This window comes from Cytobacillus sp. GQ23 (assembly GCF_059758675.1).
On record NZ_JCAXER010000029.1, the window covers coordinates 32,885 to 55,119 of the forward strand.

Consider the following 22,235-nt stretch of genomic DNA (forward strand, 5'->3'; position numbering starts at 1 on the left):
GACATAACCTATTGATAACTTACAGCTCTTGACTGCAATGCTTTCCATGAAGAGTTAAATCGCTCTTTTGAAACCTTCACCTGTTTTTTTCCTGAGAGGGGGTCGTTTAGAAAAACATAATGATCATCATATCCTACCAATACGACTGCATGAAGATCCAATGGAGTTTTAATGGTTTTGCCGGAGTGAGTCCACGATTCCCAGCGGTCAGGAAGCCTATAGTCACCTGTCGTCCAGACGACAGCAGGATATCCTTTGGAGACATGCATAAGAACTGCTTCAAAATCTTGGCCGGTTAAATTAACGGCTCTTCCAGGAAGGTATTTATTTACCAATTCTTCAATTGGTTTATCAAAAACTGCGTATCCGGCAGTTCTTCCTGTCATATCGCCTACAAATCCTTCTGCAGGATTACCCCATTTTAAAATATCACCTTTTGAGCGTATCAGCGGATCACTATCTTTTTTTACTTCATTGTATAAAACCATTTTCCCGACTTTGACACCTGCGTGCTGCAGAACCATTGTCAGGCTGGTTACTTCACATCCATACTTCAATTCCGGATTTTGTTTAATTAGTGGAACATCAATGATCACAGATCGTTTTTTTACAGCCTTAGCAGGTTCTGTCGATTGGACTTTTACTTTCGGCTGTTCCTTTTCTGCATTAACTGGTATTTGGGCATTCAGCTCTTTGGAAGTCATATCAGTCTCTTGGACAGGACTGGCCGGTTCTGAATGTCCGCAGCCAAGCAAAGGAATAAGAAGGGATATAAGCATGAAATTCCTCATAAAATACCCTCTTTCTTTTGATGTTCTGATATTAGGTTGTGGAAGACAGCACCGCAATATGCTGCTAAGCTTTTGCCAAACAATCATGTTTTATCAAGACGCGGGACCTATATTTTGAATAGTAAAAGTTTTAAGCAAATATGGTATAATAACTCATTAATCACAGTTTCATTTATATACATAGGGAGGCTAGGACATGGATGCATTGGATATCCTAACAGATTTGGATAATGTATTTCCCTATTTCCAGCCCATATTCAGTGCAGATGAGCATCGTGTCATTGGTTATGAGGTCTTAGGCCGATATAAAGGTACGGATGGGGTCGTCAGTCTTGGTCCATTCTTTCAGGATGAAAATATTCCTGAAGAATTTCGGATTGAGGTTGATTATGAAGTGTTAAAGAAGGCTTTAAGCAAGGCACAGCATCTTGATAAAGATGTTCTAATTTTTATCAATAGAGATGCTGACTTGCTCATGTATAATGATGGGGAACAATTTCTAAACACCCTCCAGGAATATGGAAAAAAAGGCATAAGCCTTGACCGGATTGTATTGGAAATTACCGAAAGGAATTATAAAGGCGATATTGACCATCTGGATCATCTTTTAAATTATTACCGGACATATGGAATCAAGTTAGCAATAGATAAACTTGGAAATGAAAGCAGTCATTTAGATCGGATAGGCCAATTGGCTCCGGACATTTTAAAGGTGGATCTAGAGTCAATGAAATCAAATGCAACTGCTTATAATTTTAATGATATACTCTATTCGTTATCCATGCTTGCCAGGAAAATCGGAGCAAGCATGCTTTTTGAAAATATTGAAATGGTTTACCAGCTTCAGTATGCATGGAAAAATGGCGGACGTTATTATCAGGGATATTATTTGCAAAAACCTGCAGAAAATTTCACTGACAGAGATATTTTAAAGGAAAAATTGCGAATTGAATGCCACCGATTTATTGTGCATGAAAAGAAAAAACTGGAGTCATTGTATCAGGTAACATCTGAGTTCAATGAAAAGCTGATTGATTATGTAAATAAAAACAAAAAGATTACAGTATATGAAGAAACCTTGGAACAGATCGCACTCCTTTTAGAGGGGGCAGCTTTTCGGCTGTATATTTGCGATGAAGACGGATTTCAGAATTCTGCCAATTACTTTAAAAGGGATGGAGGATGGCTTATTCAGAAGGAATATCTGCATAAAAATTGGAGCTGGCGACCGTATTTTCTTGAAAATATTATGAAAATGCGAATAAATAAAAAGGGAATACTCTCTGATTTATATACCGATATAGAGACAGGTGAAACAATAAGGACTTTTTCCTTCCCGCTTAATACTAATGATTACTTATTTGTTGATTTATCATACGATTTTTTATATGAACATGATGGGCTATTATAAGTTGAATTTTTTTGTATAACTATTCTTGATTTGAGGAAATGTAAGTGTAGAACTTTCCTCGAGGAGAGATTAACCATGAGCATGTTCGCATTAATCATATTACTGATTGGACTTGGAATACTTGTATATTCATTAGTTTACACTTTGGTGATTGGTAAAGAAAGAAAGGCAGTTAAGGGAAATATCGATGCACAGCTGCCGGAGAATGTTCAAAAGCATACCTATATCAGGAATCCAATTTTTTTGGCATTTGCCATCTTCTTTGGAATCGTTATAGTTATGATTATTTATTTTTCACTTACCTGGACTTGGTAAAGGCCCTCCACTGGAGGGTTTTTTTAATTTTTAAAAACTCATTTTGAACAATTTACAATATTTACATCCAATTTTAATATATGCTTTTCCTTCTGCTGCGTTAATTCTTTGTCAATCCGGGTAGATTCTTAACAAGAAAAGAATTTTCCTGTCAGAATTTAAGGGAATTTAGAGAACGAAAGCTGGCATCAGGATATTTATTTATTGGTAAAATGAAGGGTACAAACTAAGAGATGGATAAAGAAAGGGAGAGTGGAATGTACAAGCATTTATCAGTTATTATTACAATTGCAGTAATGTTCGCATTGATTCCTTCTCAAACTTATGCCGAGAGAAATACTGATAAAGAAGAGGTATACGGGTTCCTGCAAAATGCTTTTCAGGCACAGATGGATCTTAGCGGGGAAGAGCGAAGCATGAACGAAGTAAATGAATTGCTAGACCCCTATTTTTCTGAAGAAGCTAAAAATCAGTTTCTCAAGGAAAACCTTGTTTCAGAAAATGGCAAATATTTTGCCCTTGGATCTGATTCGGCTGCATACTACGTTCCGTTTTTTACTTATTCGGACAACACAAAAGTAGTTGAAGAAAGCGGTAATGTCTATGTGTATGAATATTTTCCGGAAAATCATGAGGGGCCTGTAGGCTATGAAAGTCATTATGAAGGTGTCATGCTTACGAAGTATGGGGAGGAAATAAAAGTCGCCAAATTCATGGGAGAAATTCCTGAGAAAATAATAAAGAAAGCTGAGGGCAAGCAAGAAGCGGCAGAACGAACCGCATTTAAAGCACCTGAAGCAAATTGGCTAAATACTCCTTCCTATCAATTTGGATTCCTGTTGAATCCATTTGAAGCCATGTTTCGTTCAGGAAGCATGCTCATAACTGACAGCCAAGGTATAAATGCTTTATTTGAAAAGAAGGAGCTGCATGGACAGCTGGCAGCCAATTAAAAGAGCTTAAAAGCTAAAAGGGCTTTTAAGCTCTTTTTTTATTTCATTCCTATCGCGGATATTAGTTTTTCCAGGTCAAATCCCCTAATGACAGTCTCCCCGATAACAACAGTGGGTGTAGAAAAGGATTTATACTTCCTGGTCAGCTCTTTATGTGCCTCCACGTCTTTTTTTATATCTTTTATTGTAAAAGCATATCCATTCTCATTCAAAAACATCTTTGTAATTTCACAGGGCGGACAATCCGGCTGTGTATATAAAACAATCTCTTTCAATATTCGATCCTCCCGGCTTTTTGTATTCTATCTTAATGCAGGATGATCGAGCAGGCAATCAGTTTGCTTTATGCAGGTAATCAATCAAACCCATTGAGCAAACAGCGATATCGACAGCAAGAACCTCATATACAGGATGGTCAAGCGGAATGCCTTTACCCTTTAAATAACCTTTAACTTTTTCTTCAAGCAGTGCTTGTGCAGCCTGTGTCTGATGACCCGTAGAGCCCCCACTGGAAAAGGCTGTTTCACCGGCATTCATGAATATCTTAAGCCAATCTTTGATTTGCCTGTAGACTTCTTTTGGGTTTGAACTCATGCCATAATGCCCAAAGAAAATAAATTCAAGGTTCATTTTTTCGTACATCTCAATGGATTTAAGCATTTTGAATGGGTTAAATTGATTTGGTGAAGTTGAGGGCAAATATAATTCAATCCCATGTTCTTTTAGCCGCGGATAACATACACCCGCAGTATCTCCTGTAAACATTCCATTTAATGCAGGATGAAAAATACTGAAATGGTGATTCGCATGTCCGGGCGAATCATAAAATTTCAGCGTGCAATTTGGACCAATTTCAAGCTCTTCTTCATGCTCTTTTATAATAATTTTATCCTCGGGAACAGGAAGTATGGGATTAAACAATTCATCGAATTGATCTCCATAAACAGCTTTTGCACCGGTGATTAACCGTGAAGGGTCTGCTAAGTGCCTTGCACCTTTCGGGTGGACAATAACCTTTGCGTTTGGACAATGGGTTAATAATAAGCCTGCGCCGCCTGCATGATCAAGATGAATGTGTGTCACAATGATATACTCAATTTCCTCCGGAGTAATGTGAAGCTGTTTAAGGCCATCTAATATATAGGGGATGGAGGGGCTGGCAGAGGTCTCAATTAGGGTCAGCTTTTCTTCTTTTAAGACATATGTACCGGTACGTTTTTCCATTGAGAGGTCAAAGTCATCAATTAAATATAGATTTTTCGCCAATTTTTCAGGTTTTGCCAAAAAAAATCACATCCTTTACAAAGCTTTTGCTTGTACAAATACCTGACAATATTTTATTCTGTTAATATTGGTATGTAAAGCAGTAAGCTTGAATATTCTGAATTTATTTCTTTAGGATAGAAACATGCCAAAAGAGAAACCTAAATGTGAATTATGGGTTTTGTTTTGGAAAGGAGAGAGAGCATGTCACAGCTTCAAGGTATATTAACACGCTTAAAAAGCTTACAGGAACAAGCAACAGGCGGAGAGCCGATGCAAAGATTTTTTGAGGTGAATGGTGAAAGGAAATGCCAGGTAACTTTTCATCCAAAAAATGAAACATTTGAATTGGAAGTATATAACGATAAAGAAAAGCCAAAAAGATATCAATTTGACAACATTGATATGATCACAATCGAAATTTTCGATTTGATTCAATAATTCAACACATACATAAGGGGCCTTTTTGGGCCTCTTTTCTTATTGCTGCTTAAAAAAATATTTTTCCCCGAGGTGAAAAATGGATTATCTGCTCACAATTTTGCTGTTCTTCACTGTTCTTCTTTTGCTTGCAGATGTAATCAATACAAAAAAAGAAGTAATCCGGATAAGGAAAACTCTTGAAGAAATGAAAGAAATTTTAAAAGATAACCGGGACTTGAAAAAATAGCCTTGAGAACAATAAATAGTATAAGACCCTACAATCACGAGGTGAAGCAGAATGATGCCAACTGTAATATGTCCGAGCTGTAAGAAGGAAAAAGAAATTGATGCTGTTTTAACTGCACAATCAAATCAAAATGTTATTTTTCACTGTCCTTACTGCAGCTATGAAGTTAAAGACATTCAAACCAGCAAAGGTTAATAGGCGCAAATTACCGGAGACTATGATAAAATGGTTAAGAAGCATAACTAATTTTTGAGGAGTTTTCGGTGATGATCAGTCTCCATAGCGAGGAATTTTTAGAATTTAATATCAGTGATTTCATGATTCCTTCTGAACGGGTAGCTCATGTACAAGTCGGCAACAACCTGGAGCATGCCCTCTTAGTACTAACGAAAAGCGGATATACAGCAATTCCTGTACTTGACCCGCAATATAAGCTGCAGGGCTTAATCAGCACACCTATTATCATGGATTCCATTCTTGGTCTTGAGCGGATTGAGTTTGAGCAGCTGGAGAAAAAAAGGGTTGAAGAAGCTATGAACACAAATATTCCACGGCTTGATGCTGCATCTTCTATACAGCAATCGATCGCGCTATTAGTTGACCATCCATTTGTTTGTGTTGAAAACAAGGAAGGCTACTTTGAGGGAATACTGACTCGCAGAACAGTATTAGATCAGCTAAATAAACATATCAGACGATTAAATAAACGATAGAAATCAGCTCCCCGCAGTGGGAGCTTGCTTTATTTTTCAATGGTGAGAATACAGGCGGTTTTATTGCCGTCATTTGCATGCGTTATTCATGTTTTTAATCATGGAGGGGAAACACTTGAGTCAAACTTTACATAAAAAAATGCCTCAAGGAAAGAGGAAAGTGACCAAAAAGCCATTTGTACTGGCTGCAGTAATGCTTGCCATGTTCATGGGGGCCATTGAGGCAACCATTGTATCAACTGCGATGCCTGCCATTGTTGGTGATTTAGGCGGATTTGCTTTATATAGCTGGGTCTTTTCAGCATACCTGTTGATGAATGCTGTAACTGTTTTGATTTACGGTAAGCTTTCAGACTTATTTGGGCGAAAGCCCGTTTTGACGTTTGGTATTATCATATTTTTAATTGGTTCCATCTTATGCGGCTTTGCTGAATCAATGACAGCGCTGATTATTTTTCGGTTAATCCAGGGTTTTGGTGCGGGTGCAGTAATGCCGATTGCCACAACCATTGTCGGGGATATTTACACAAAAGAGGAAAGGGCCCAGGTGCAGGGCTATTTATCAAGCGTTTGGGGAATTTCAGCTATTATGGGCCCGGCAATAGGGGGTCTTCTTGTTGAATTCGTCAGCTGGAGATATGTTTTTTGGGTTAACATTCCGCTTGGCATCCTGGCTATTGCAGGCTTGTGGCTTTTCCTCCATGAAAATGTGGAAAGGAAAAAGCATCAGATCGATTATGCAGGAGCTGTGCTATTAACGGTTTCCATTTCTTCTCTAATGGTTGTGCTTGTAGAGGGAGGAACAAATTGGGCCTGGAATTCCATTGAAGCAATCAGCCTTTTAGCAGTCAGCGTAATAGCCTTTTTCTTGTTTATCCTGCAGGAACAAAAAGCTGCAGAGCCAATGATGCCTTTTAATATATGGAAGGAGAAGCCGATATTAATTGCCAATTTGGCTTCATTAACAACCGGTGTAATGCTGATTGGAATTTCCAGTTTTCTTCCGGCATTTGTGCAGGGCGTCATGGAGAAATCTCCAATAGTAGCAGGCTTTACACTTACCACAATGTCGATTGGATGGCCGATAGCTTCTGCAGCGGCTGGGAAGCTGCTTTTGAAAATTGGTTTTAGAAGTACATCTGTAATAGGCGGAGTATTTTTGATTGCAGGCAGTATTATGTTTGTTACACTCACTCCTGAAGCGGGGCCAGTATGGGCAGCGGCAGGGAGCTTTTTGGTCGGGGCCGGTATGGGCTTGACCACTACAGCTTTTATTGTATCCATTCAGAGTACTGTGGAATGGAATCAAAGGGGAATTGCCACGGCAGCCAATATGTTTATGAGAAACCTTGGAAACACTATAGGAGCTGCCTTACTGGGAGGAATTCTGAACAGCCAGATTAAATCATATATACAGCAAAATGGCGAAGGCATAGATGACAGTTTATCTTTAGATTCCGCAAATGTACTTTTAAATGAAGAAGCCAGAAACAGCATGGATACTGGAATAAAGGAGATTCTGCAAAATGGTCTTACCGTTTCACTTCATTCTGTGTATTATGCAGTGCTGATATTTGCAGTGATAAGCTTCTTATTAGTTATCTCACTGCCAAAGCATGAAAAAGAAACAGCCGATTAAGCACTCCCTGAAATCTCTGCATTTAACGTGCAGGGATTTTTATATTTCTCCTCCAGAACATTATTGATGATAAAGAAATTTAAAAGTGTTTAAGATATACTATAAGAAAAAGTTATGAAGGGAAGATGTTTATGTCTTCACTTACAGAATTTCATCTTTTATCTGTGCTGGCACAGGAAATGAATATGAGGAAAGCCGCTGAGCGTTTATTTGTATCGCAGCCGGCTCTTTCACAGCGCCTTGTGAATATTGAAAAAGAATGGGGTAACAAGCTGTTCCTCCGCTCCCAAAAGGGTTTGTCAATGACTCCTGCGGGAGAAATTGTTATACAATTTGTCAATGAAGTGCTGGCAAAGGAAGAAAAAGTCAGGGAGTCAATTACTGCCCTGAATTCGGAGGTTCATGGCACATTAAAAATAGCAGTTGCCTCTATTGTCGGACAAAATTGGCTCCCTCAGGTTCTTAAAAAGTTTGTCAGCCGCTACCCCCAGGCCAAAATTTCTCTGATCACCGGATGGAGCAGTGAAATATTAAAATCTCTCTATGATGATCAGGTGCATATTGGAATTATCAGAGGTACTCCGGATTGGAAGGGAATTAAAATTCCTTTATTTAAGGATAGCCTTTATCTGGTTGATACAGAGATTACTAAACCTGAGCAGGTTCTTGAAACAGATCGGCCTTTTATTCAATTTAAAAGCGATTCCAACTATTATCAGGAAATTCAGGACTGGTGGCTGCGGCAATTCAAAACATCGCCAAAAAGAACAATAGTAGTTGACCAAATAGAAACATGCAAGCAAATGACTTTCAATGGAATAGGATACGCCATTCTCCCGGCCATTACACTCAATGGTGCTGAGAAAAATATTTTTAAGATCCCGCTCCTCGATGAAAATAATATGCCGATTAAGCGTGATACATGGCTGCTCGGATACGAATCTGCCTTCCAGCTCAAGCAGGTGCAGGCATTTGTTGAGTTAATAAAGGAGCATATAGAAGAGGAAAGACAATGATACTCCACTAGCAATCTATTTTCTTTTCAGACATTTATTTTTCTTGTTTTCAGCGCTTTTGTTTGTTAAAGTAATGCTAGTTGCAAAGTTATACATAGAGGAGGATTTTTAATATGAAAATGATGGATGCCAATGAGATTATTTCTTTTATCCAAAACAGCACAAAATCCACACCTGTAAAGGTTTATATTAAAGGTGATTTAGAAGAGATCAACTTCGGATCCTCAGCAAAGGTCTTTTTAAATGGCAGCACCGGGGTTGTGTTTGGTGAATGGTCAGAAATTAGCCAGGCTATTGAAGAAAACCAGTCAAAAATAGAAGATTATGTGGTTGAAAATGACCGCAGAAACTCAGCGATTCCATTGCTTGATATGAAAAATATTAAAGCGCGCATTGAGCCGGGTGCCATCATCCGTGATCAGGTAGAAATCGGAGATAACGCAGTAATCATGATGGGTGCCTCCATTAATATCGGATCAGTAATAGGAGAAGGCACAATGATTGACATGAATGTTGTCCTTGGCGGAAGAGCTACAGTCGGAAAGAATTGCCATATTGGAGCGGGAACTGTATTGGCTGGCGTTATTGAGCCTCCTTCTGCTAAACCTGTGGTTGTAGAAGATGATGTAGTAATCGGAGCCAATGCTGTGGTTCTGGAAGGTGTAACTGTTGGTAAGGGAGCTGTAGTTGCTGCAGGCGCGATTGTTATTGATGATGTGCCTCCATATACAGTGGTAGCAGGAACACCAGCCCGTGTTATTAAAGAGATTGATGAAAAGACTAAGTCTAAAACAGAAATTAAGCAGGAGCTTCGCCAATTATAAGAGTTTAGAAAGCGTGGATCGCGATCCGCGCTTTTTCTAAAGGGATAAATCTCTGGTTATCCATTTCTATTATGCAGATTAATTATAAGATGCATTTTGAACAAGGGGGAAAATAGTTTTGGCCACTAACAATCCATTCGTTGCATTGCGGCGGGAGCTGCATAAAATCCCGGAGCTGGGGTTCCGGGAAATTAAAACGCAGCAGTTTCTATTAGATTACCTGAATTCTCTTCCTCAGGATAATATGGAAATTAAAACTTGGAAAACGGGTATTTTTGTGAAAATCAGCGGCAGGAATCCCTCCAGGATGATTGGGTATCGTGCTGATATAGATGGACTGCCAATCATTGAGGAAACTGGTTTGCCTTTTACATCAGAACATAGTGAACAAATGCATGCCTGCGGACATGATTTTCATATGTCTATTGCACTTGGCCTAATAACCAAATTTATTGAAGAACGCATTAACGATGATTTACTGTTTATATTTCAGCCAGCTGAAGAAGGACCTGGCGGAGCTGAGCCTATGCTTAAATCTGAAATAATGAAGGAATGGATGCCGGATATGATATTAGCCCTCCATATTGCACCGGAATATTCTGTCGGAACCATCGCATTGAGGGAAGGCTTGCTCTTTGCGAATACCTCTGAACTTTTCATTGATTTAAAAGGAAAAGGGGGACATGCAGCATATCCGCATAATACCAATGATATGGTCGTGGCCGCATGTACGCTGGTCACCCAGCTTCAGTCCATCATTTCGAGGAACGTTGATCCCCTGGACAGCGCAGTTGTTACAATCGGAAAAATAACAGGTGGCACTGTTCAAAATATAATAGCTGAAAAAGCTAGGCTTGAAGGGACTATTCGTACCCTATCACCAGAATCAATGAAGAAAGTAAAAAGCAGAATTCAGGCACTTGTCAAAGGAATCGAAGTTGGGTATGAATGTGAAGCTTCTATCGACTACGGAAGCATGTATCATCAGGTTTACAATGAGGAAACTTTAACAAGGGAATTCATGGATTTTGTCCGAACCAATACAGACATTAATGTGGTTGAATGTCGGGAAGCCATGACTGGTGAGGATTTCGGCTATATGGTTGAAGAAATTCCGGGCTTCATGTTTTGGCTTGGCGTCGATTCAGAATATGGACTCCATCATGCAAGGCTGAACCCGGATGAAAGGGCAATCAATAAGGCAATTGAATTGATTTCAGGATATTTAAGATATAAAGGCTGATGCCCATAAATATAATAAAAAGCTGATTTCATATACTCCTTTTTAGGATCTGTGAAATCAGCTTTTTTGCTTTCTATTTATCCAGTGGAACTATCCCTTCCTGCCTGTTTTTGAATCAGCACCTGATGAGGGAATGGAATTTCAATCCCGCCAGCTTCCAAGGCCTCTTTAAGCGCTTTTCTAAGCTGCCGTTCGACAGCCCACTGTTCCATGTTTTCTGTCTTGGCTATGATTCTTAATACAACATCAGATGAGCCTAATGTTTGTACTCCGATAACGTTAGGTCCTTCAACAATCGCCTTGTTTTTTTCGGCGATCCTGTCGCAAGCTTCCTGAAGAACTGTGATGGCTTCATCAATATTGTCATTATAAGAGATTCCTATATCAACCAGTGCGCGCATATTGCCGCGCGAATGGTTGCTAAGACTGGTAATTTCCCGGTTGGGCAGATAATGTAAAGTTCCGTCAAATCCGCGGATTTGAGTGGTTTTTAATCCAATTTGTTCCACTATACCTGAGTAGTTTCCAGCTGTTACATAATCCCCTACATCAATTTGTCTTTCCAGCAAGATAAAAAATCCTGTTACTACATCGCTGACAAGTCCCTGTGCTCCAAATCCTACTGCTAAGCCAATTACTCCGGCACCGGCTAGAATAGCAGTTGCCTTTATTCCAAAAATCTGCAGAACCGTTACCGCGAAAATAAAAATAAGAACATATGAAAATATGTTTTCGGCAAGACTCAGCAATGTTTTCGATCTTCCGGGTGATATTCTATCCTTTTTTGAAATTCCCTCAAAGCTTTTTTGAATGATTTTATTCCCTGCTGATTTAACGATTAAAAATGCAAAATAGATAGCTGCCAGTTTTAATAGAATTAGTCCTCCATTAATAAGAAGAGCTTCCCAATTAATTTGTGAAAAACTTAGATATTCCATTTATTCCTGTCCTCTCATAATTATTGGCTGTTTTAGCATGGTTTTCTGCTTTTTTAAGCTGATTTACTATGTTGAATCTGCCGAACAGCACGAGATCCCCGAAATGGACAAACCTTGGCAGACGGTGAAAGACAACAGAATATTTAAAAGAGCCTTATTATCAAAGTCATCATTTTATCGCAACAGTGTTCTATATGCAAACAGTTAGCATTTCAAGCATATGCAATCCGGGAGGACATAGGGATATAAACAGATGATTACTTATAAAAATTAATTTAAAAAAAGTGCGGAATCAAACAAAAAGGGGTGGAAAAATACTTCGAAACTCGATATATTTAATATTACGTTCTAACTTTTCAAATTTTTCCGCAAATTAAAAGGGGGGATGCAGATGGAAACATTTAAAAAGTTAAAGCAGTATTATTGGCCTTTTAAACATTACTTTATCTGGTCGATACTTTTTCTGTTTATTGTAACTGCGATAACGGTTGTATATCCAATGATCCTGCAGGTGACAATTGATGAAGTTGTCATTGGGGGCAATTATGGGTGGATTCCCTATTTGGCTATAGGCTTTATTGTCATAATGGCCGTCAAGGGGGCTGCAACTTATATCCATCAGTACACTGGTGATTTGTTTGGCATCACATCGGTCTATAAGCTTAGAAATGTACTTTATGAAAAACTGCAGTTCCTGCCTTTCAGATATTATGATAATGCAAAGACAGGGGATTTAATGTCCCGGCTTACTGCAGATGTTGAAGGGTTCCGTTTCTTTCTATCTTTTGGATTTTCTGAACTCATTCGTTTTTGTCTGTTGATCCTCATCAGTATGTCAGTCATGTTTTTTTATTCTGTTCCGCTTGCTATTGTCACACTTATTACACTGCCTTTCCTGGCGGTTGTCACTTTTAAATTCGATAAAGCTGTTCATCCGGCTTTCCGGGGCATACGGAAATCATTTGGGCGCCTGAATACAAAAGTTCAGGAGAATATAAGCGGTATTAATACTGTGAAGTCATTATCACGTGAAGATTTTGAGATCAATAAATTCAATGATTCTAACAGTGATTATAAAGATAAATATCTCTTTACATCGGATATATGGGCAAAATACTTTCCGTTAATGGAATTTCTGGGTAATTTAAGCGTTGTACTGCTTTTGGCTTATGGCGGTTATCTAGTTATGTCCGGCAGTCTGAAGCCAGGGGAACTTGTCGCTTTTTACAGTCTTGTATGGTATATAATGTGGCCAATTATGAACTTAGGCTTCATTGTTAATCTATTTTCACAGTCAAAAGCATCCGGTGAGCGGCTCATTGAGATTCTTGAAGCTGATAATGAGATTGAGGATGCCGATTCATGTGTTAAGGCAGAGCGTTTGCGGGGTGAGGTTGAATTCCAAAATGTTACACTTAAATATAACGAGGATGACAAGGACGCTATATCGAATATCTCTTTTCATGCTGAGCCGGGGAAAGTTATTGGATTAATCGGCTCTACGGGATCAGGAAAAACGAGCTTAACACAGCTTATGACAAGATTTTATGAGCCGGTTGAAGGTAAGGTGATGATTGACGGGATAAATGTGCAGGAATACTCTCTGAAGTCTCTGAGAAGTAATATCAGCTTTGTACTTCAGGAATCATTCTTGTTTTCTTCTTCGATTAAAGCGAATATTGCATTTGGAAAGCCTGATTCCACCATTGAAGAAATTATTGAAGCTGCCAAACGTGCACAGGCACATGAATTTATCATGCAGCTTCCAGATCAATACGATACCATTCTTGGCGAGAGGGGAATGGGGCTCTCAGGCGGCCAGAAGCAAAGGATATCGATAGCAAGGGCTATTTGTGCAAATCCCAGCATATTAATTTTGGATGATGCAACAAGTGCTGTGGATATGGAGACGGAATTCAGAATACAAAAAGCCTTGAAAGAAGTAATGGCTGATCGAACTACGTTTATCATTGCCCATCGGATTTCTTCCCTAAAACATGCAGATGAAATACTTGTTCTTGATAATGGGATAGTGGCTGAACGGGGCACCCATGAAAAGCTGCTTAAAAATAATGGTCCATATCAGAGGATTTACGATATTCAATATCAGGACCGGGATAAGGTTCTCCAATCAAATGCAGGCTAGGAGGTGCGTCCTTGAAAAAAACTAAATCGGAAAATAACAATGTGTTAAACAGGTTCCAATATTCTGCTGACGAAGTGATTGAGAAGCCATTCAATTGGAAGCAGATGCTCCGATTATTCAGTTATATGAAGCCTTACAGAAAAAATTTGGTTCCTCTATCGATTATTATGGTCTTAATAAATACGGCAGTCAGGCTTATTATTCCAATCCTGATCGGTGTATACACGTTAGATAAGGCGTTAATTGAAAAGGACGGCCCGCTGCTTGCGTTCCTGGTATCATTGATTGCTGCACTTTACACTATTTCATATGCTGCAAACTATTTCAGGATTAAATGGATGAATGAGCTAGGTCAAAGTGTTATTTATGATCTACGAAAACATTTATTCACACACGTGCAGAAGCTATCACATCGTTTCTTTGATCAGCGTTCGGCAGGATCCATACTAGTGAGAATCATGAATGATATTAATTCTCTGCAGGAGCTTTTTACTAATGGTGTCATCAATCTGCTTATGGATTTAATCATGCTGGCAGGGATTTTTATTATTTTATTTACACTAAGTCCTGAGCTGACTCTGGCAATAATGGTCATCCTGCCTATAATGTTTTTTATTTCAACAAGTTTGCGCAGAAATATCCGCAGATCCTGGCAAACTGTCCGATTAAAACAATCCAAATTGAATTCTCACTTAAATGAAAGTATTCAGGGAATAAGGATTACCCAGTCTTTTACACAGGAAAAAGAGAATATGGCATTCTTTGATGGCGTGAATACGGAAAACTTTGAAAGCTGGAGGGCCGCCTCCCAGAAAAACGCAATGTTCAGGCCGCTGGTTGAATTGACCAATGCCCTGGGCACTGCTGTATTGATTTGGTTTGGGGCCAATCTGATTCAGAACGGTTCTATATCGATCGGCATATTCGTTTCTTTTGCCTTTTACTTAGGGATGTTCTGGGAGCCTATTTCCCGGCTTGGCATGGTTTACAACCAGCTGCTCATGGGCATGGCTTCCTCTGAAAGAATCTTTGAATTTCTTGATGAAAAGCCAATTGTATCAGAACGGAATAATGCTGTTAATTTGCAGGTGATAGAAGGCCGGATAGAATTCGAGAATGTCACTTTTTCTTACGATGAAAAAAGAACGGCCTTAAATGGAGTTTCACTGGAGATAAAAGCAGGACAGACAGCAGCGCTTGTCGGTCATACAGGATCAGGTAAAACAACGGTAGCAAACTTAATCAGCCGTTTTTATGATCCCTCAGGAGGTACTGTGAAAATAGATGGCTATGATTTAAAAGATGTTTCTTTATCAAGTTTGCGCAAACAAATCAGTGTCGTCCTGCAGGATACTTTTATATTCTCCGGCACAATCTGCGATAATATCCGTTTTGGAAGGCCAGATGCAACGGATGAAGAAGTAGTGAAAGCAGCGAAAGCTGTTGGTGCTCATGGATTTATTGAAAAGCTTCCAAATCGTTATGAAACTGAAGTGGAGGAGAGAGGGAATATATTATCAGTAGGGGAGAGACAACTGCTTTCGTTTGCCCGCGCTTTGCTTGCAGATCCGCGTATTCTTATACTTGATGAAGCTACAGCAAGTATCGATACCGAGACAGAGATGGAGATCCAGCAGGCATTAAAAACACTTTTAAAGGGCAGAACGGCCATAATTATTGCACATAGGCTGTCCACGATCCGGGAGTCTGATCAAATCTTTGTGCTTGATCATGGAAATATTTTAGAGCAAGGGAATCATGAGGAATTGATGAATGCGAAAGGTGAATATTTTCATTTGGTTAAGGCACAATTCAATATGCTTGAAGCAATTTAATGAACGAATTAAAACCTCCATGCGGAGGTTTTATTTTGTCAGAAGCAGTGTATATTGCTTGGGGTGCTATTATGGTATGATTGTCTATATTGCTAACTTTGCTGGGGGAAGATAGGATGAAGAAAGAATTTGCTGTTATCGGACTTGGACGTTTTGGAGGAAGCATATGCCATGCACTTGCTGAAGAAGGAATGGAAGTTATGGCGATTGATGTTAATGAAGATCGTGTTAACGAATTCGCGAGAGTTGCTTCGCACGCAGTAGTTGGTGATACTACGGATGAATCCGTCATCAAAAGTTTGGGAATACGAAACTTTGACCATGTTATTGTGGCGATTGGCGATAATATCCAGGCTTCTATCCTGACAACCTTAATTTTAAAAGAGGTAGGCGTTAATAAGATTACCGTAAAAGCGCAAAATGATTATCACGCTAAGGTGTTAAGGAAAATAGGCGCCGACCAGGTTGTTCATCCTGAAAGGGATATGGGCAGAAGGATTGCTCATAGTATTGTGTCAAATAATGTTCTCGATTATCTGGAACTTTCTGATGAGCATAGCATAGTAGAAATCGTTGCTAATGAAAAACTTGCAGGTCACAGCATTATAGATCTTGATATCCGGGCAAAATACGGAATCAACATTGTGGCAATTAAAAGAAAAAATGAAATTCTCGTTTCTCCGCAGGCAAATGAAAAAATACAATTTGATGATATTCTTATTGTTATTGGAGCAGACGTAGATATCAACCGATTTGAAAAGAAAGTGATGTCCTAATTTAAAAAAGGCTGTATCTCTCGTGTGAGCGATACAGCCTTTTTATTCGTATAAGTTTATACATAACATTCCGTGTCTATCCAAAACCGGAAATACGCCCGGAACTATTAAACTTCCATGATAATCGGCAAAATCATTGGACGGCGCTTTGTTTTTTCATAAAGAAATGGTGCAAGCGTGTCAGTGATTTCATTCTTGATTTCTGACCATTGAGTTGTTCTGCGTTCCATAACCTTGCTTAAGTGTTTTGTAATTAGTGCTTGAGCATCATTAATTAGATCCCCTGATTCCCTCATGTATACGAATCCGCGGGAAATTAAGTCAGGGCCGGCGGCAATTTTGAAGTCCTTCATATTGATGCTCACTACGACAACCACTAAACCTTCTTCAGAAAGTATGCGGCGGTCTCGTAAAACAATATTTCCGATATCACCGATTCCGCTTCCATCAATATAGACAGATCCAGACGGGATTTTTCCGGCTACCTGGGCAGAATCATCGCTGAGAGCCAGAACTTCACCATTATCCATGATAAAGCAGTTTTCTTCTTCCACTCCACAATCTACAGCCAATTTAGCATGCATTTTTTGCATTCTGTATTCTCCATGGATTGGCATGAAGAATTTTGGCTTTATTAAACGAAGCATTAATTTCTGTTCTTCCTGACCTCCATGGCCGGATGTATGAATATCACTTAATTTTCCATAAATGACTTCTGCACCTGCACGGGAAAGTCTGTCAATCGTTCTGCTGACACTGATTGTGTTCCCAGGAATAGGTGACGAAGAGAATACAACAGTGTCACCAGGGATGATCTGTATCTGGCGATGCGTTCCATTTGCAATTCTTGAAAGGGCCGCCATCGGCTCTCCCTGGCTTCCTGTACATAGAATCGTTACCTGGTTGGCTGGAAGTCTGTTAATTTGATGTGCATCAATAAAAGTATCTTTTGGTGCCTGAATATATCCTAATTCCTGTCCGATATTTATGGCTGCTTCCATACTTCTGCCAAAGACAGCAATTTTTCTGCCATTTGTAACGGCTGCTTCAGTCACCTGCTGAAGACGGTGGATATTAGAAGCGAAGGTGGCAAAGATGATTCTTCCTTCAACTTTGCGGAAGATGTCATGAATGCTGTCGCCAACCCGGCGTTCAGACATAGTGAATTCAGGTATTTCACTATTTGTGCTGTCAGAAAGCAGGCAAAGCACGCCTTCTTTACCGATTTCAGCCATTTTCGTCAGATTTGCCGGCTCTCCTACAGGAGTAAAATCAAACTTGAAATCTCCAGTATGAACAACTTGTCCTGGAGGTGTTTTGACAACGATACCATATGAATCAGGAATACTATGAGTTGTTCTGAAGAAAGTTACGGAAGTTTTTCTGAATTTAATGATATCGTCTTCCTTGATTTCATGTAGAGTGGTCTGTCTTAATAGTCCGTGTTCTTCAAGTTTATTTCTAAGTAGCCCCAGTGCAAGCTTTCCGCCGTAAACCGGGATGTTAACTTCTCTTAGAAGATATGGAATTCCTCCAATATGGTCTTCATGTCCGTGAGTGATAAATAACCCTTTTATCTTATCTTCGTTCTTAACCAAGTATGTGTAATCAGGAATAACATAATCGATTCCGAGAAGTTCATCCTCAGGAAATTTAATTCCTGCATCAATCAGGATAATTTCATCCTGAAATTGCACCGCGTAAGTGTTCTTTCCGATTTCCCCAAGTCCGCCCAGGGCGAAAACGGCTGTTTGATCATTTTTTACAAATTTCATAAATTACTCAATCTCCAATACTTTAAAGTCTTCACTTTGTTTTTCATATTCCAGGAATTCTCCTTGAACAGATGCTACAAATTCAATATTATAGTTGCGGTCAGCAAGCTTGTTGCGTACGTCTCTTTCAGACTCGCCTTCCACAAAAATAGATTTTGTTTTTTCTCTAACCGGTACCTCTGTCTTAGAATCCTGATAATATACCTTGAAAATCATTTCAATCTCTCCTTAATCCGATAAAAAACTTTTATCTAATATATAAAATAATAACATGTATTACATGTTTTTTCCTGCGGGATATGAATATTAATTCTTCTAATGCTAAAACGCTTCCGAATTTATGTAATAAGTATACTGATAACCAATTTACAATAAGGAAGGAGCCCTTCGCAAGTTTGAAGGGCTCAAATTTGTCAGGCAATAGATTTTTTTCGAAGCATTTCATTCCACTGTTTTAAAAGCTTCTTTCTCAGCTTCTTTAACATAGTGGATCAACTCCTTACTTTCTATTTTAAACGATCCTTGTCCAAAGTAAAGGCAGCAAGGACGTTTTAAGCAGATTTAGTAATTAAAATGGCTGCTTCTAATGCTGCCTGTCTTGATAGTAAACGCTTTGGCATTATGACCTAATGTCTTTTTCGTCCCCGATCCTTCGCAGGCAGGGAGATTCCGCTTTTCTTAATTATATTATATGGTAAATATAGTTGAATCTCTCGAGGATAAAAATGGAAACTCGAGTTGTTAATAACAATGAAATTGACTTTTTTACTTTATGGGTTTAGTGTTTTATTACGATAAAATATTTAATGGAAGCAAGTAGAATATCGCCTGAAAGGAAGTTTGTTTTAATGAAAAAGATTGTTTTCTTTGATATAGATGGGACCTTATTGGATCATGAAAAAAATTTGCCTGACAGTACGAAAGAGGCAATTGACAAACTGAAAAAGAATGGGACTTTCGTGGCGATTGCTACCGGCAGGGCGCCTTTTATGTATGAGAATTTGCGCAGTGAGCTTGATATTGATTCATTTGTAAGCTTTAACGGCCAATATGTCGTTTTTGAAAACGAGCCGATATACCGCAATCCCCTTAAGACGGCTGAAATTGAAAAACTGTACAGGCATGCACAATCAAACGGACATCCGTTAGTGTTTATGAATGAGAAAACAATGAAATCTTCGGTAACTCATCATCCGTTTATAGAGGAAAGCATGGGAAGCTTAAAGTTCCCGCATCCTGAGGAAGACCATGAGTTTTACACCGGTAGGGAATTATATCAATCACTGCTGTTCTGTGAGGAAAAAGATGAGGAAAAGTATATTTCATCAGCTGCATATCCTCATTTTGGGTTTATAAGATGGCATCCATATTCCGTTGATGTTTTGCCTGCTGGCGGGTCCAAAGCTGAAGGGATAAAGCAAATGATAAAAAGGCTTGGGTTTGATTTGAAGGATGTATATGCTTTTGGAGATGGGCTGAATGATATAGAGATGCTGAATGCTGTCGGAACGGGGATAGCCATGGGGAATGCAGAAGAAGTAGTTAAGAAGGCAGCAGACCGTGTAACATCTGGAGTGGATCAAGAAGGAATCTGGAAGGGATTAAAGGAACTTCAATTAATATAAGAACGCAAAGAAGCCTCCGATTCAGTAGACGGAGGCTTTCTTTTATGCTAGTACTGCATCTGCATTCTATCGCTCAATAGCAATGGCATTTTTAATTGGCTGAAACGGATTTTGTTTATTGATATGATCGTAAAACATAATTCCGTTCAAATGATCAATTTCATGCTGAAACACAATGGCAGGAAGCCCTTTTAGTTTGAGTTTTAGTTCATTGCCTTCCAGGTCAGTCCCTTTGACAGTTACCTTTGCATATCGGGGCACAAAACCTGGGATGGATTCATCAACAGACAGACAGCCTTCTCCTGCAGACAGATAAGAACGCTGCACAGAATGGCTGATGATCTTAGGGTTGAACAATGCATAACTAAACAGTTCGCCGCTATAGGCTACATGAACAGCAATCATCCTTTTGGAAACATTAATTTGAGGAGCAGCCAATCCAATTCCAGCCCTTAAACCATATTTTGCAGCAAGCTCAGGGTCTTGGCTGTTTTTAACATATTCTAACATTTCCTGCAGGACTTGTTTGTCTTCTGAAGATGGAGGCAAGTTAACTTCCGCAGCAATTTTCCTTAAAGTTGGGTGGCCATCGCGTATAATATCTTTCATGCTCAGCATGATTATCACTCCCGCTATGTAATAAAGAATAAAAAAATGGCTACATTATTGGCAAGAAGAACTAAATGGAAATGCCAAAAATATGCCAAACATACTTTATATTAGTATATTCAGTCTACCAGAGAGGAGCAAAAAAGTTAATATGAGAAGGTGCTTTTGGCACCTTCTCAAATAATTAAAACTTCCAGCAAGCGCAGCCAACAATGATTAAGAGAATGAATAATACTACAATTAACGCAAAACCTCTGCCGTAGCCGGCACCCGCTACTGGATAACCGCATCCATAACCGTATCCGCCATAACCGTACATGAAGGATAACCTCCCTAAAGTAAGATTATCGTCCATTTTTTTGACTTGCCGCATCGGACGATTAATATAGCCTATGTTTCATATGATGATTGGTGTAGGCCTTTGCCCAAGTTATAAAGGAAAAATGGAATGAATAGATTTTAAATACACCTGGAACAAGGACAAATTGTGAACAGGTGCGAAAAGTGTCAAACCAAAGGGCTATTGTCAAACAGGGCGGGTACCTTTATAGTTAAAAATGTTATAGTAAGGAGGTTTCAACGTGTCAATTTTGAACAATAGCAGACTGCTGCCTGTTTTTATTTTAGCGGCTATCTTACTCTCTGGCTGTATCAATGAGCAAAAACCAGAGGAAAAAGTGTATGATGTTCTGGAAAAGGTAGTTGAAAAAGAAAAGGATTTTGAAAAGCAGCAGGAACCGCTCGTTAAGCTGGAGACAAGAGAAAAGCAATTATACGATAAAATTATTAACCTGGGAATGAAGGATTTCGAGGAAATTAAGAAGCTGTCTGATGAGGCTTCTGCGATTGTAGTGCAGCGCAAAGAACACATGGAGAAAGAACAGAAAAGCATACTGGCATCAAAAAAGGAATTTGAATCATTGTCTCCGGTAATAGAGGAGATAGAGAGTCAAAAATTGAAGGATAGAGCAAAAGAATTGCAAGAAATTATGATGGATAGGTATAAGATACATGACACTCTATACCAGGATTATTCCAATGCGCTGCAATTAGATAAAGAACTGTATGCAATGTTTAAAAAGGAAGACCTTACTCTCGATCAGCTGGAAAATCAGATTAGCAAAATAAATGAAATGTACGAAAAGATTTTGTCTTCAAATAAGCAGTTTAACGAAAAAACAAAAGAGTATAATGAAGCAAAATTGGATTTCTATAAAGAAGCAGGGCTCGAAATAAATACAAAAGAATAAAGTATATGCCGGCATGTTAAATGCGCGGCATTTTTTTGTTTTTTGTCAATTATTGCTTAAGGAGACACCTGGCAGAATGAATCCGCTTTCTTCATTTTGAGCTGCTGTCTTTATTTTAAAGTAACTTTAGTGCAGTTTCTTTACTATAACACATTGAAATATAATAGTTTTTTATAGTACAGAATGTATATATGCGTTAATACAGTTTTAAAAGTTGATTTAAAGAATAAAAAGTATGATATCGATAAAAAAACAAGAAGCAAGGTAATTGACGAAGGTCATTCAGGTGTATTAAACTAATTCTCGTAAGTAATTCTGTATCAATTTTGTTGCAAAATAAACTAATACAGAATATGATAGTTAAAGATGAACAGAAAGACGTTTTTTTAGAAGTGATCTGTGGAACACTATTTAAAGTATGCATATGGCAGAAAAGAACGTTC

At 38.8% G+C, this 22,235-nt stretch carries 24 protein-coding genes; 16 read left to right on the top strand and 8 right to left on the bottom strand.

All coding sequences use genetic code 11. From position 1 onward, the window contains the following. Positions 1 to 8: 8 nt before the first annotated feature. Complete coding sequence (locus AC6CHU_RS20985; RefSeq protein ID WP_159862487.1) at positions 9 to 791, bottom strand: C39 family peptidase; 783 nt, start codon at positions 789 to 791, stop codon at positions 9 to 11. Between the two features lie 196 nt (positions 792 to 987). Here AC6CHU_RS20985 and AC6CHU_RS20990 point away from each other — a divergent pair, with 196 nt between their 5' ends. The 3 genes from AC6CHU_RS20990 (at position 988) to AC6CHU_RS21000 (ending at position 3,470) form a co-directional block, all read left to right on the top strand. Then, entirely contained in the window at positions 988 to 2,202 is a 1,215-nt protein-coding gene (locus AC6CHU_RS20990; protein WP_159862488.1) for an EAL domain-containing protein, read from the top strand. 75 nt (positions 2,203 to 2,277) lie between these two features. After that, positions 2,278 to 2,517 carry a hypothetical protein gene (locus AC6CHU_RS20995; RefSeq protein ID WP_251283164.1) on the top strand — a complete coding sequence of 80 codons (240 nt, stop codon included), beginning with the start codon at positions 2,278 to 2,280 and terminating at the stop codon, positions 2,515 to 2,517. 257 nt (positions 2,518 to 2,774) lie between these two features. Beyond that, positions 2,775 to 3,470, top strand: a complete 696-nt coding sequence (locus AC6CHU_RS21000) for a DUF3993 domain-containing protein (protein ID WP_498122699.1) — start codon at positions 2,775 to 2,777, stop codon at positions 3,468 to 3,470. A gap of 38 nt (positions 3,471 to 3,508) precedes the next feature. Here the strand turns inward: AC6CHU_RS21000 and AC6CHU_RS21005 are convergent, their stop codons facing one another. Continuing rightward, the gene (locus AC6CHU_RS21005) at positions 3,509 to 3,745 is read right to left on the bottom strand and encodes a glutaredoxin family protein (protein WP_498122701.1); all 237 of its coding nucleotides are present in this window, start codon (positions 3,743 to 3,745) and stop codon (positions 3,509 to 3,511) included. A 58-nt stretch (positions 3,746 to 3,803) separates the two neighbouring features. Continuing rightward, positions 3,804 to 4,754 carry an MBL fold metallo-hydrolase gene (locus AC6CHU_RS21010; protein WP_498122703.1) on the bottom strand — a complete coding sequence of 317 codons (951 nt, stop codon included), beginning with the start codon at positions 4,752 to 4,754 and terminating at the stop codon, positions 3,804 to 3,806. 183 nt (positions 4,755 to 4,937) lie between these two features. Between AC6CHU_RS21010 and AC6CHU_RS21015 the strand changes: the two genes are divergently transcribed. The 8 genes from AC6CHU_RS21015 to AC6CHU_RS21050 all read left to right on the top strand — a co-directional run bounded on the left by AC6CHU_RS21015 (position 4,938) and on the right by AC6CHU_RS21050 (position 10,838). Continuing rightward, the gene (locus AC6CHU_RS21015) at positions 4,938 to 5,174 is read left to right on the top strand and encodes a YkuJ family protein (RefSeq protein WP_035328567.1); all 237 of its coding nucleotides are present in this window, start codon (positions 4,938 to 4,940) and stop codon (positions 5,172 to 5,174) included. 79 nt (positions 5,175 to 5,253) lie between these two features. Then, positions 5,254 to 5,403: a hypothetical protein gene (locus AC6CHU_RS21020; protein WP_159862493.1), complete on the top strand. Its 150-nt coding sequence runs from the start codon at positions 5,254 to 5,256 to the stop codon at positions 5,401 to 5,403. Between the two features lie 51 nt (positions 5,404 to 5,454). Then, positions 5,455 to 5,598: a hypothetical protein gene (locus AC6CHU_RS21025; protein WP_201306473.1), complete on the top strand. Its 144-nt coding sequence runs from the start codon at positions 5,455 to 5,457 to the stop codon at positions 5,596 to 5,598. A gap of 71 nt (positions 5,599 to 5,669) precedes the next feature. After that, positions 5,670 to 6,116, top strand: coding sequence for a cyclic-di-AMP-binding protein CbpB (cbpB, locus tag AC6CHU_RS21030; protein WP_498122705.1), 447 nt, complete (start codon positions 5,670 to 5,672; stop codon positions 6,114 to 6,116). Between the two features lie 139 nt (positions 6,117 to 6,255). After that, the gene (locus AC6CHU_RS21035; protein WP_159862748.1) at positions 6,256 to 7,755 is read left to right on the top strand and encodes an MDR family MFS transporter; all 1,500 of its coding nucleotides are present in this window, start codon (positions 6,256 to 6,258) and stop codon (positions 7,753 to 7,755) included. Between the two features lie 131 nt (positions 7,756 to 7,886). After that, positions 7,887 to 8,771, top strand: a complete 885-nt coding sequence (ccpC, locus tag AC6CHU_RS21040; RefSeq protein WP_159862495.1) for a transcriptional regulator CcpC — start codon at positions 7,887 to 7,889, stop codon at positions 8,769 to 8,771. A gap of 113 nt (positions 8,772 to 8,884) precedes the next feature. After that, positions 8,885 to 9,595, top strand: a complete 711-nt coding sequence (gene dapD / locus AC6CHU_RS21045) for a 2,3,4,5-tetrahydropyridine-2,6-dicarboxylate N-acetyltransferase (protein ID WP_498122706.1) — start codon at positions 8,885 to 8,887, stop codon at positions 9,593 to 9,595. Between the two features lie 118 nt (positions 9,596 to 9,713). Continuing rightward, positions 9,714 to 10,838, top strand: a complete 1,125-nt coding sequence (locus AC6CHU_RS21050; RefSeq protein WP_498122707.1) for an N-acetyldiaminopimelate deacetylase — start codon at positions 9,714 to 9,716, stop codon at positions 10,836 to 10,838. Between the two features lie 77 nt (positions 10,839 to 10,915). Here the strand turns inward: AC6CHU_RS21050 and AC6CHU_RS21055 are convergent, their stop codons facing one another. Continuing rightward, on the bottom strand, positions 10,916 to 11,776 hold the full coding sequence (locus tag AC6CHU_RS21055; protein WP_498122709.1) for a mechanosensitive ion channel family protein: 861 nt from the start codon (positions 11,774 to 11,776) through the stop codon (positions 10,916 to 10,918). A 391-nt stretch (positions 11,777 to 12,167) separates the two neighbouring features. On the opposite strand from AC6CHU_RS21055, the gene AC6CHU_RS21060 reads away from it, so the two are divergent. From AC6CHU_RS21060 to AC6CHU_RS21070, 3 genes are all read left to right on the top strand, one after another. Further along, entirely contained in the window at positions 12,168 to 13,922 is a 1,755-nt protein-coding gene (locus AC6CHU_RS21060) for an ABC transporter ATP-binding protein (RefSeq protein WP_498122711.1), read from the top strand. Between the two features lie 11 nt (positions 13,923 to 13,933). Then, entirely contained in the window at positions 13,934 to 15,757 is a 1,824-nt protein-coding gene (locus AC6CHU_RS21065) for an ABC transporter ATP-binding protein (RefSeq protein WP_159862500.1), read from the top strand. Between the two features lie 116 nt (positions 15,758 to 15,873). Continuing rightward, positions 15,874 to 16,533, top strand: coding sequence for a potassium channel family protein (locus tag AC6CHU_RS21070; RefSeq protein ID WP_159862501.1), 660 nt, complete (start codon positions 15,874 to 15,876; stop codon positions 16,531 to 16,533). A gap of 107 nt (positions 16,534 to 16,640) precedes the next feature. On the opposite strand, the gene rnjA is transcribed toward AC6CHU_RS21070, so the two are convergent. Both rnjA and AC6CHU_RS21080 read right to left on the bottom strand, forming a co-directional pair. Further along, on the bottom strand, positions 16,641 to 18,308 hold the full coding sequence (gene rnjA / locus AC6CHU_RS21075; RefSeq protein ID WP_159862502.1) for a ribonuclease J1: 1,668 nt from the start codon (positions 18,306 to 18,308) through the stop codon (positions 16,641 to 16,643). 3 nt (positions 18,309 to 18,311) lie between these two features. Then, a complete protein-coding gene (locus AC6CHU_RS21080; RefSeq protein ID WP_251283169.1) occupies positions 18,312 to 18,524 on the bottom strand; it encodes a DNA-dependent RNA polymerase subunit epsilon in 213 nt (70 codons plus the stop codon). A gap of 632 nt (positions 18,525 to 19,156) precedes the next feature. On the opposite strand from AC6CHU_RS21080, the gene AC6CHU_RS21085 reads away from it, so the two are divergent. Further along, positions 19,157 to 19,933, top strand: coding sequence for a Cof-type HAD-IIB family hydrolase (locus AC6CHU_RS21085; RefSeq protein ID WP_159862504.1), 777 nt, complete (start codon positions 19,157 to 19,159; stop codon positions 19,931 to 19,933). A 66-nt stretch (positions 19,934 to 19,999) separates the two neighbouring features. Here the strand turns inward: AC6CHU_RS21085 and def are convergent, their stop codons facing one another. Together def and AC6CHU_RS21095 are read right to left on the bottom strand one after the other, a co-directional pair. Next, entirely contained in the window at positions 20,000 to 20,551 is a 552-nt protein-coding gene (gene def / locus AC6CHU_RS21090; protein ID WP_159862505.1) for a peptide deformylase, read from the bottom strand. Between the two features lie 175 nt (positions 20,552 to 20,726). Then, complete coding sequence (locus AC6CHU_RS21095; RefSeq protein WP_159862506.1) at positions 20,727 to 20,861, bottom strand: YjcZ family sporulation protein; 135 nt, start codon at positions 20,859 to 20,861, stop codon at positions 20,727 to 20,729. Positions 20,862 to 21,123: 262 nt separating this feature from the next. On the opposite strand from AC6CHU_RS21095, the gene AC6CHU_RS21100 reads away from it, so the two are divergent. Continuing rightward, the gene (locus tag AC6CHU_RS21100) at positions 21,124 to 21,792 is read left to right on the top strand and encodes a YkyA family protein (RefSeq protein WP_159862507.1); all 669 of its coding nucleotides are present in this window, start codon (positions 21,124 to 21,126) and stop codon (positions 21,790 to 21,792) included. The last annotated feature ends 443 nt before the right edge of the window (positions 21,793 to 22,235 follow it).

Coding starts and splice junctions, on each gene's coding strand:
- AC6CHU_RS20985 (WP_159862487.1), bottom strand. CDS start 791: ATGAGGAATTTCATGCTTATATCCCTTCTTATTCCTTTGCTTGGCTGC.
- AC6CHU_RS20990 (WP_159862488.1), top strand. CDS start 988: ATGGATGCATTGGATATCCTAACAGATTTGGATAATGTATTTCCCTAT.
- AC6CHU_RS20995 (WP_251283164.1), top strand. CDS start 2,278: ATGAGCATGTTCGCATTAATCATATTACTGATTGGACTTGGAATACTT.
- AC6CHU_RS21000 (WP_498122699.1), top strand. CDS start 2,775: ATGTACAAGCATTTATCAGTTATTATTACAATTGCAGTAATGTTCGCA.
- AC6CHU_RS21015 (WP_035328567.1), top strand. CDS start 4,938: ATGTCACAGCTTCAAGGTATATTAACACGCTTAAAAAGCTTACAGGAA.
- AC6CHU_RS21020 (WP_159862493.1), top strand. CDS start 5,254: ATGGATTATCTGCTCACAATTTTGCTGTTCTTCACTGTTCTTCTTTTG.
- AC6CHU_RS21025 (WP_201306473.1), top strand. CDS start 5,455: ATGATGCCAACTGTAATATGTCCGAGCTGTAAGAAGGAAAAAGAAATT.
- cbpB (WP_498122705.1), top strand. CDS start 5,670: ATGATCAGTCTCCATAGCGAGGAATTTTTAGAATTTAATATCAGTGAT.
- AC6CHU_RS21035 (WP_159862748.1), top strand. CDS start 6,256: ATGCCTCAAGGAAAGAGGAAAGTGACCAAAAAGCCATTTGTACTGGCT.
- ccpC (WP_159862495.1), top strand. CDS start 7,887: ATGTCTTCACTTACAGAATTTCATCTTTTATCTGTGCTGGCACAGGAA.
- dapD (WP_498122706.1), top strand. CDS start 8,885: ATGAAAATGATGGATGCCAATGAGATTATTTCTTTTATCCAAAACAGC.
- AC6CHU_RS21055 (WP_498122709.1), bottom strand. CDS start 11,776: ATGGAATATCTAAGTTTTTCACAAATTAATTGGGAAGCTCTTCTTATT.
- AC6CHU_RS21060 (WP_498122711.1), top strand. CDS start 12,168: ATGGAAACATTTAAAAAGTTAAAGCAGTATTATTGGCCTTTTAAACAT.
- AC6CHU_RS21070 (WP_159862501.1), top strand. CDS start 15,874: ATGAAGAAAGAATTTGCTGTTATCGGACTTGGACGTTTTGGAGGAAGC.
- rnjA (WP_159862502.1), bottom strand. CDS start 18,308: ATGAAATTTGTAAAAAATGATCAAACAGCCGTTTTCGCCCTGGGCGGA.
- AC6CHU_RS21080 (WP_251283169.1), bottom strand. CDS start 18,524: ATGATTTTCAAGGTATATTATCAGGATTCTAAGACAGAGGTACCGGTT.
- AC6CHU_RS21085 (WP_159862504.1), top strand. CDS start 19,157: ATGAAAAAGATTGTTTTCTTTGATATAGATGGGACCTTATTGGATCAT.
- def (WP_159862505.1), bottom strand. CDS start 20,551: ATGCTGAGCATGAAAGATATTATACGCGATGGCCACCCAACTTTAAGG.
- AC6CHU_RS21095 (WP_159862506.1), bottom strand. CDS start 20,861: ATGTACGGTTATGGCGGATACGGTTATGGATGCGGTTATCCAGTAGCG.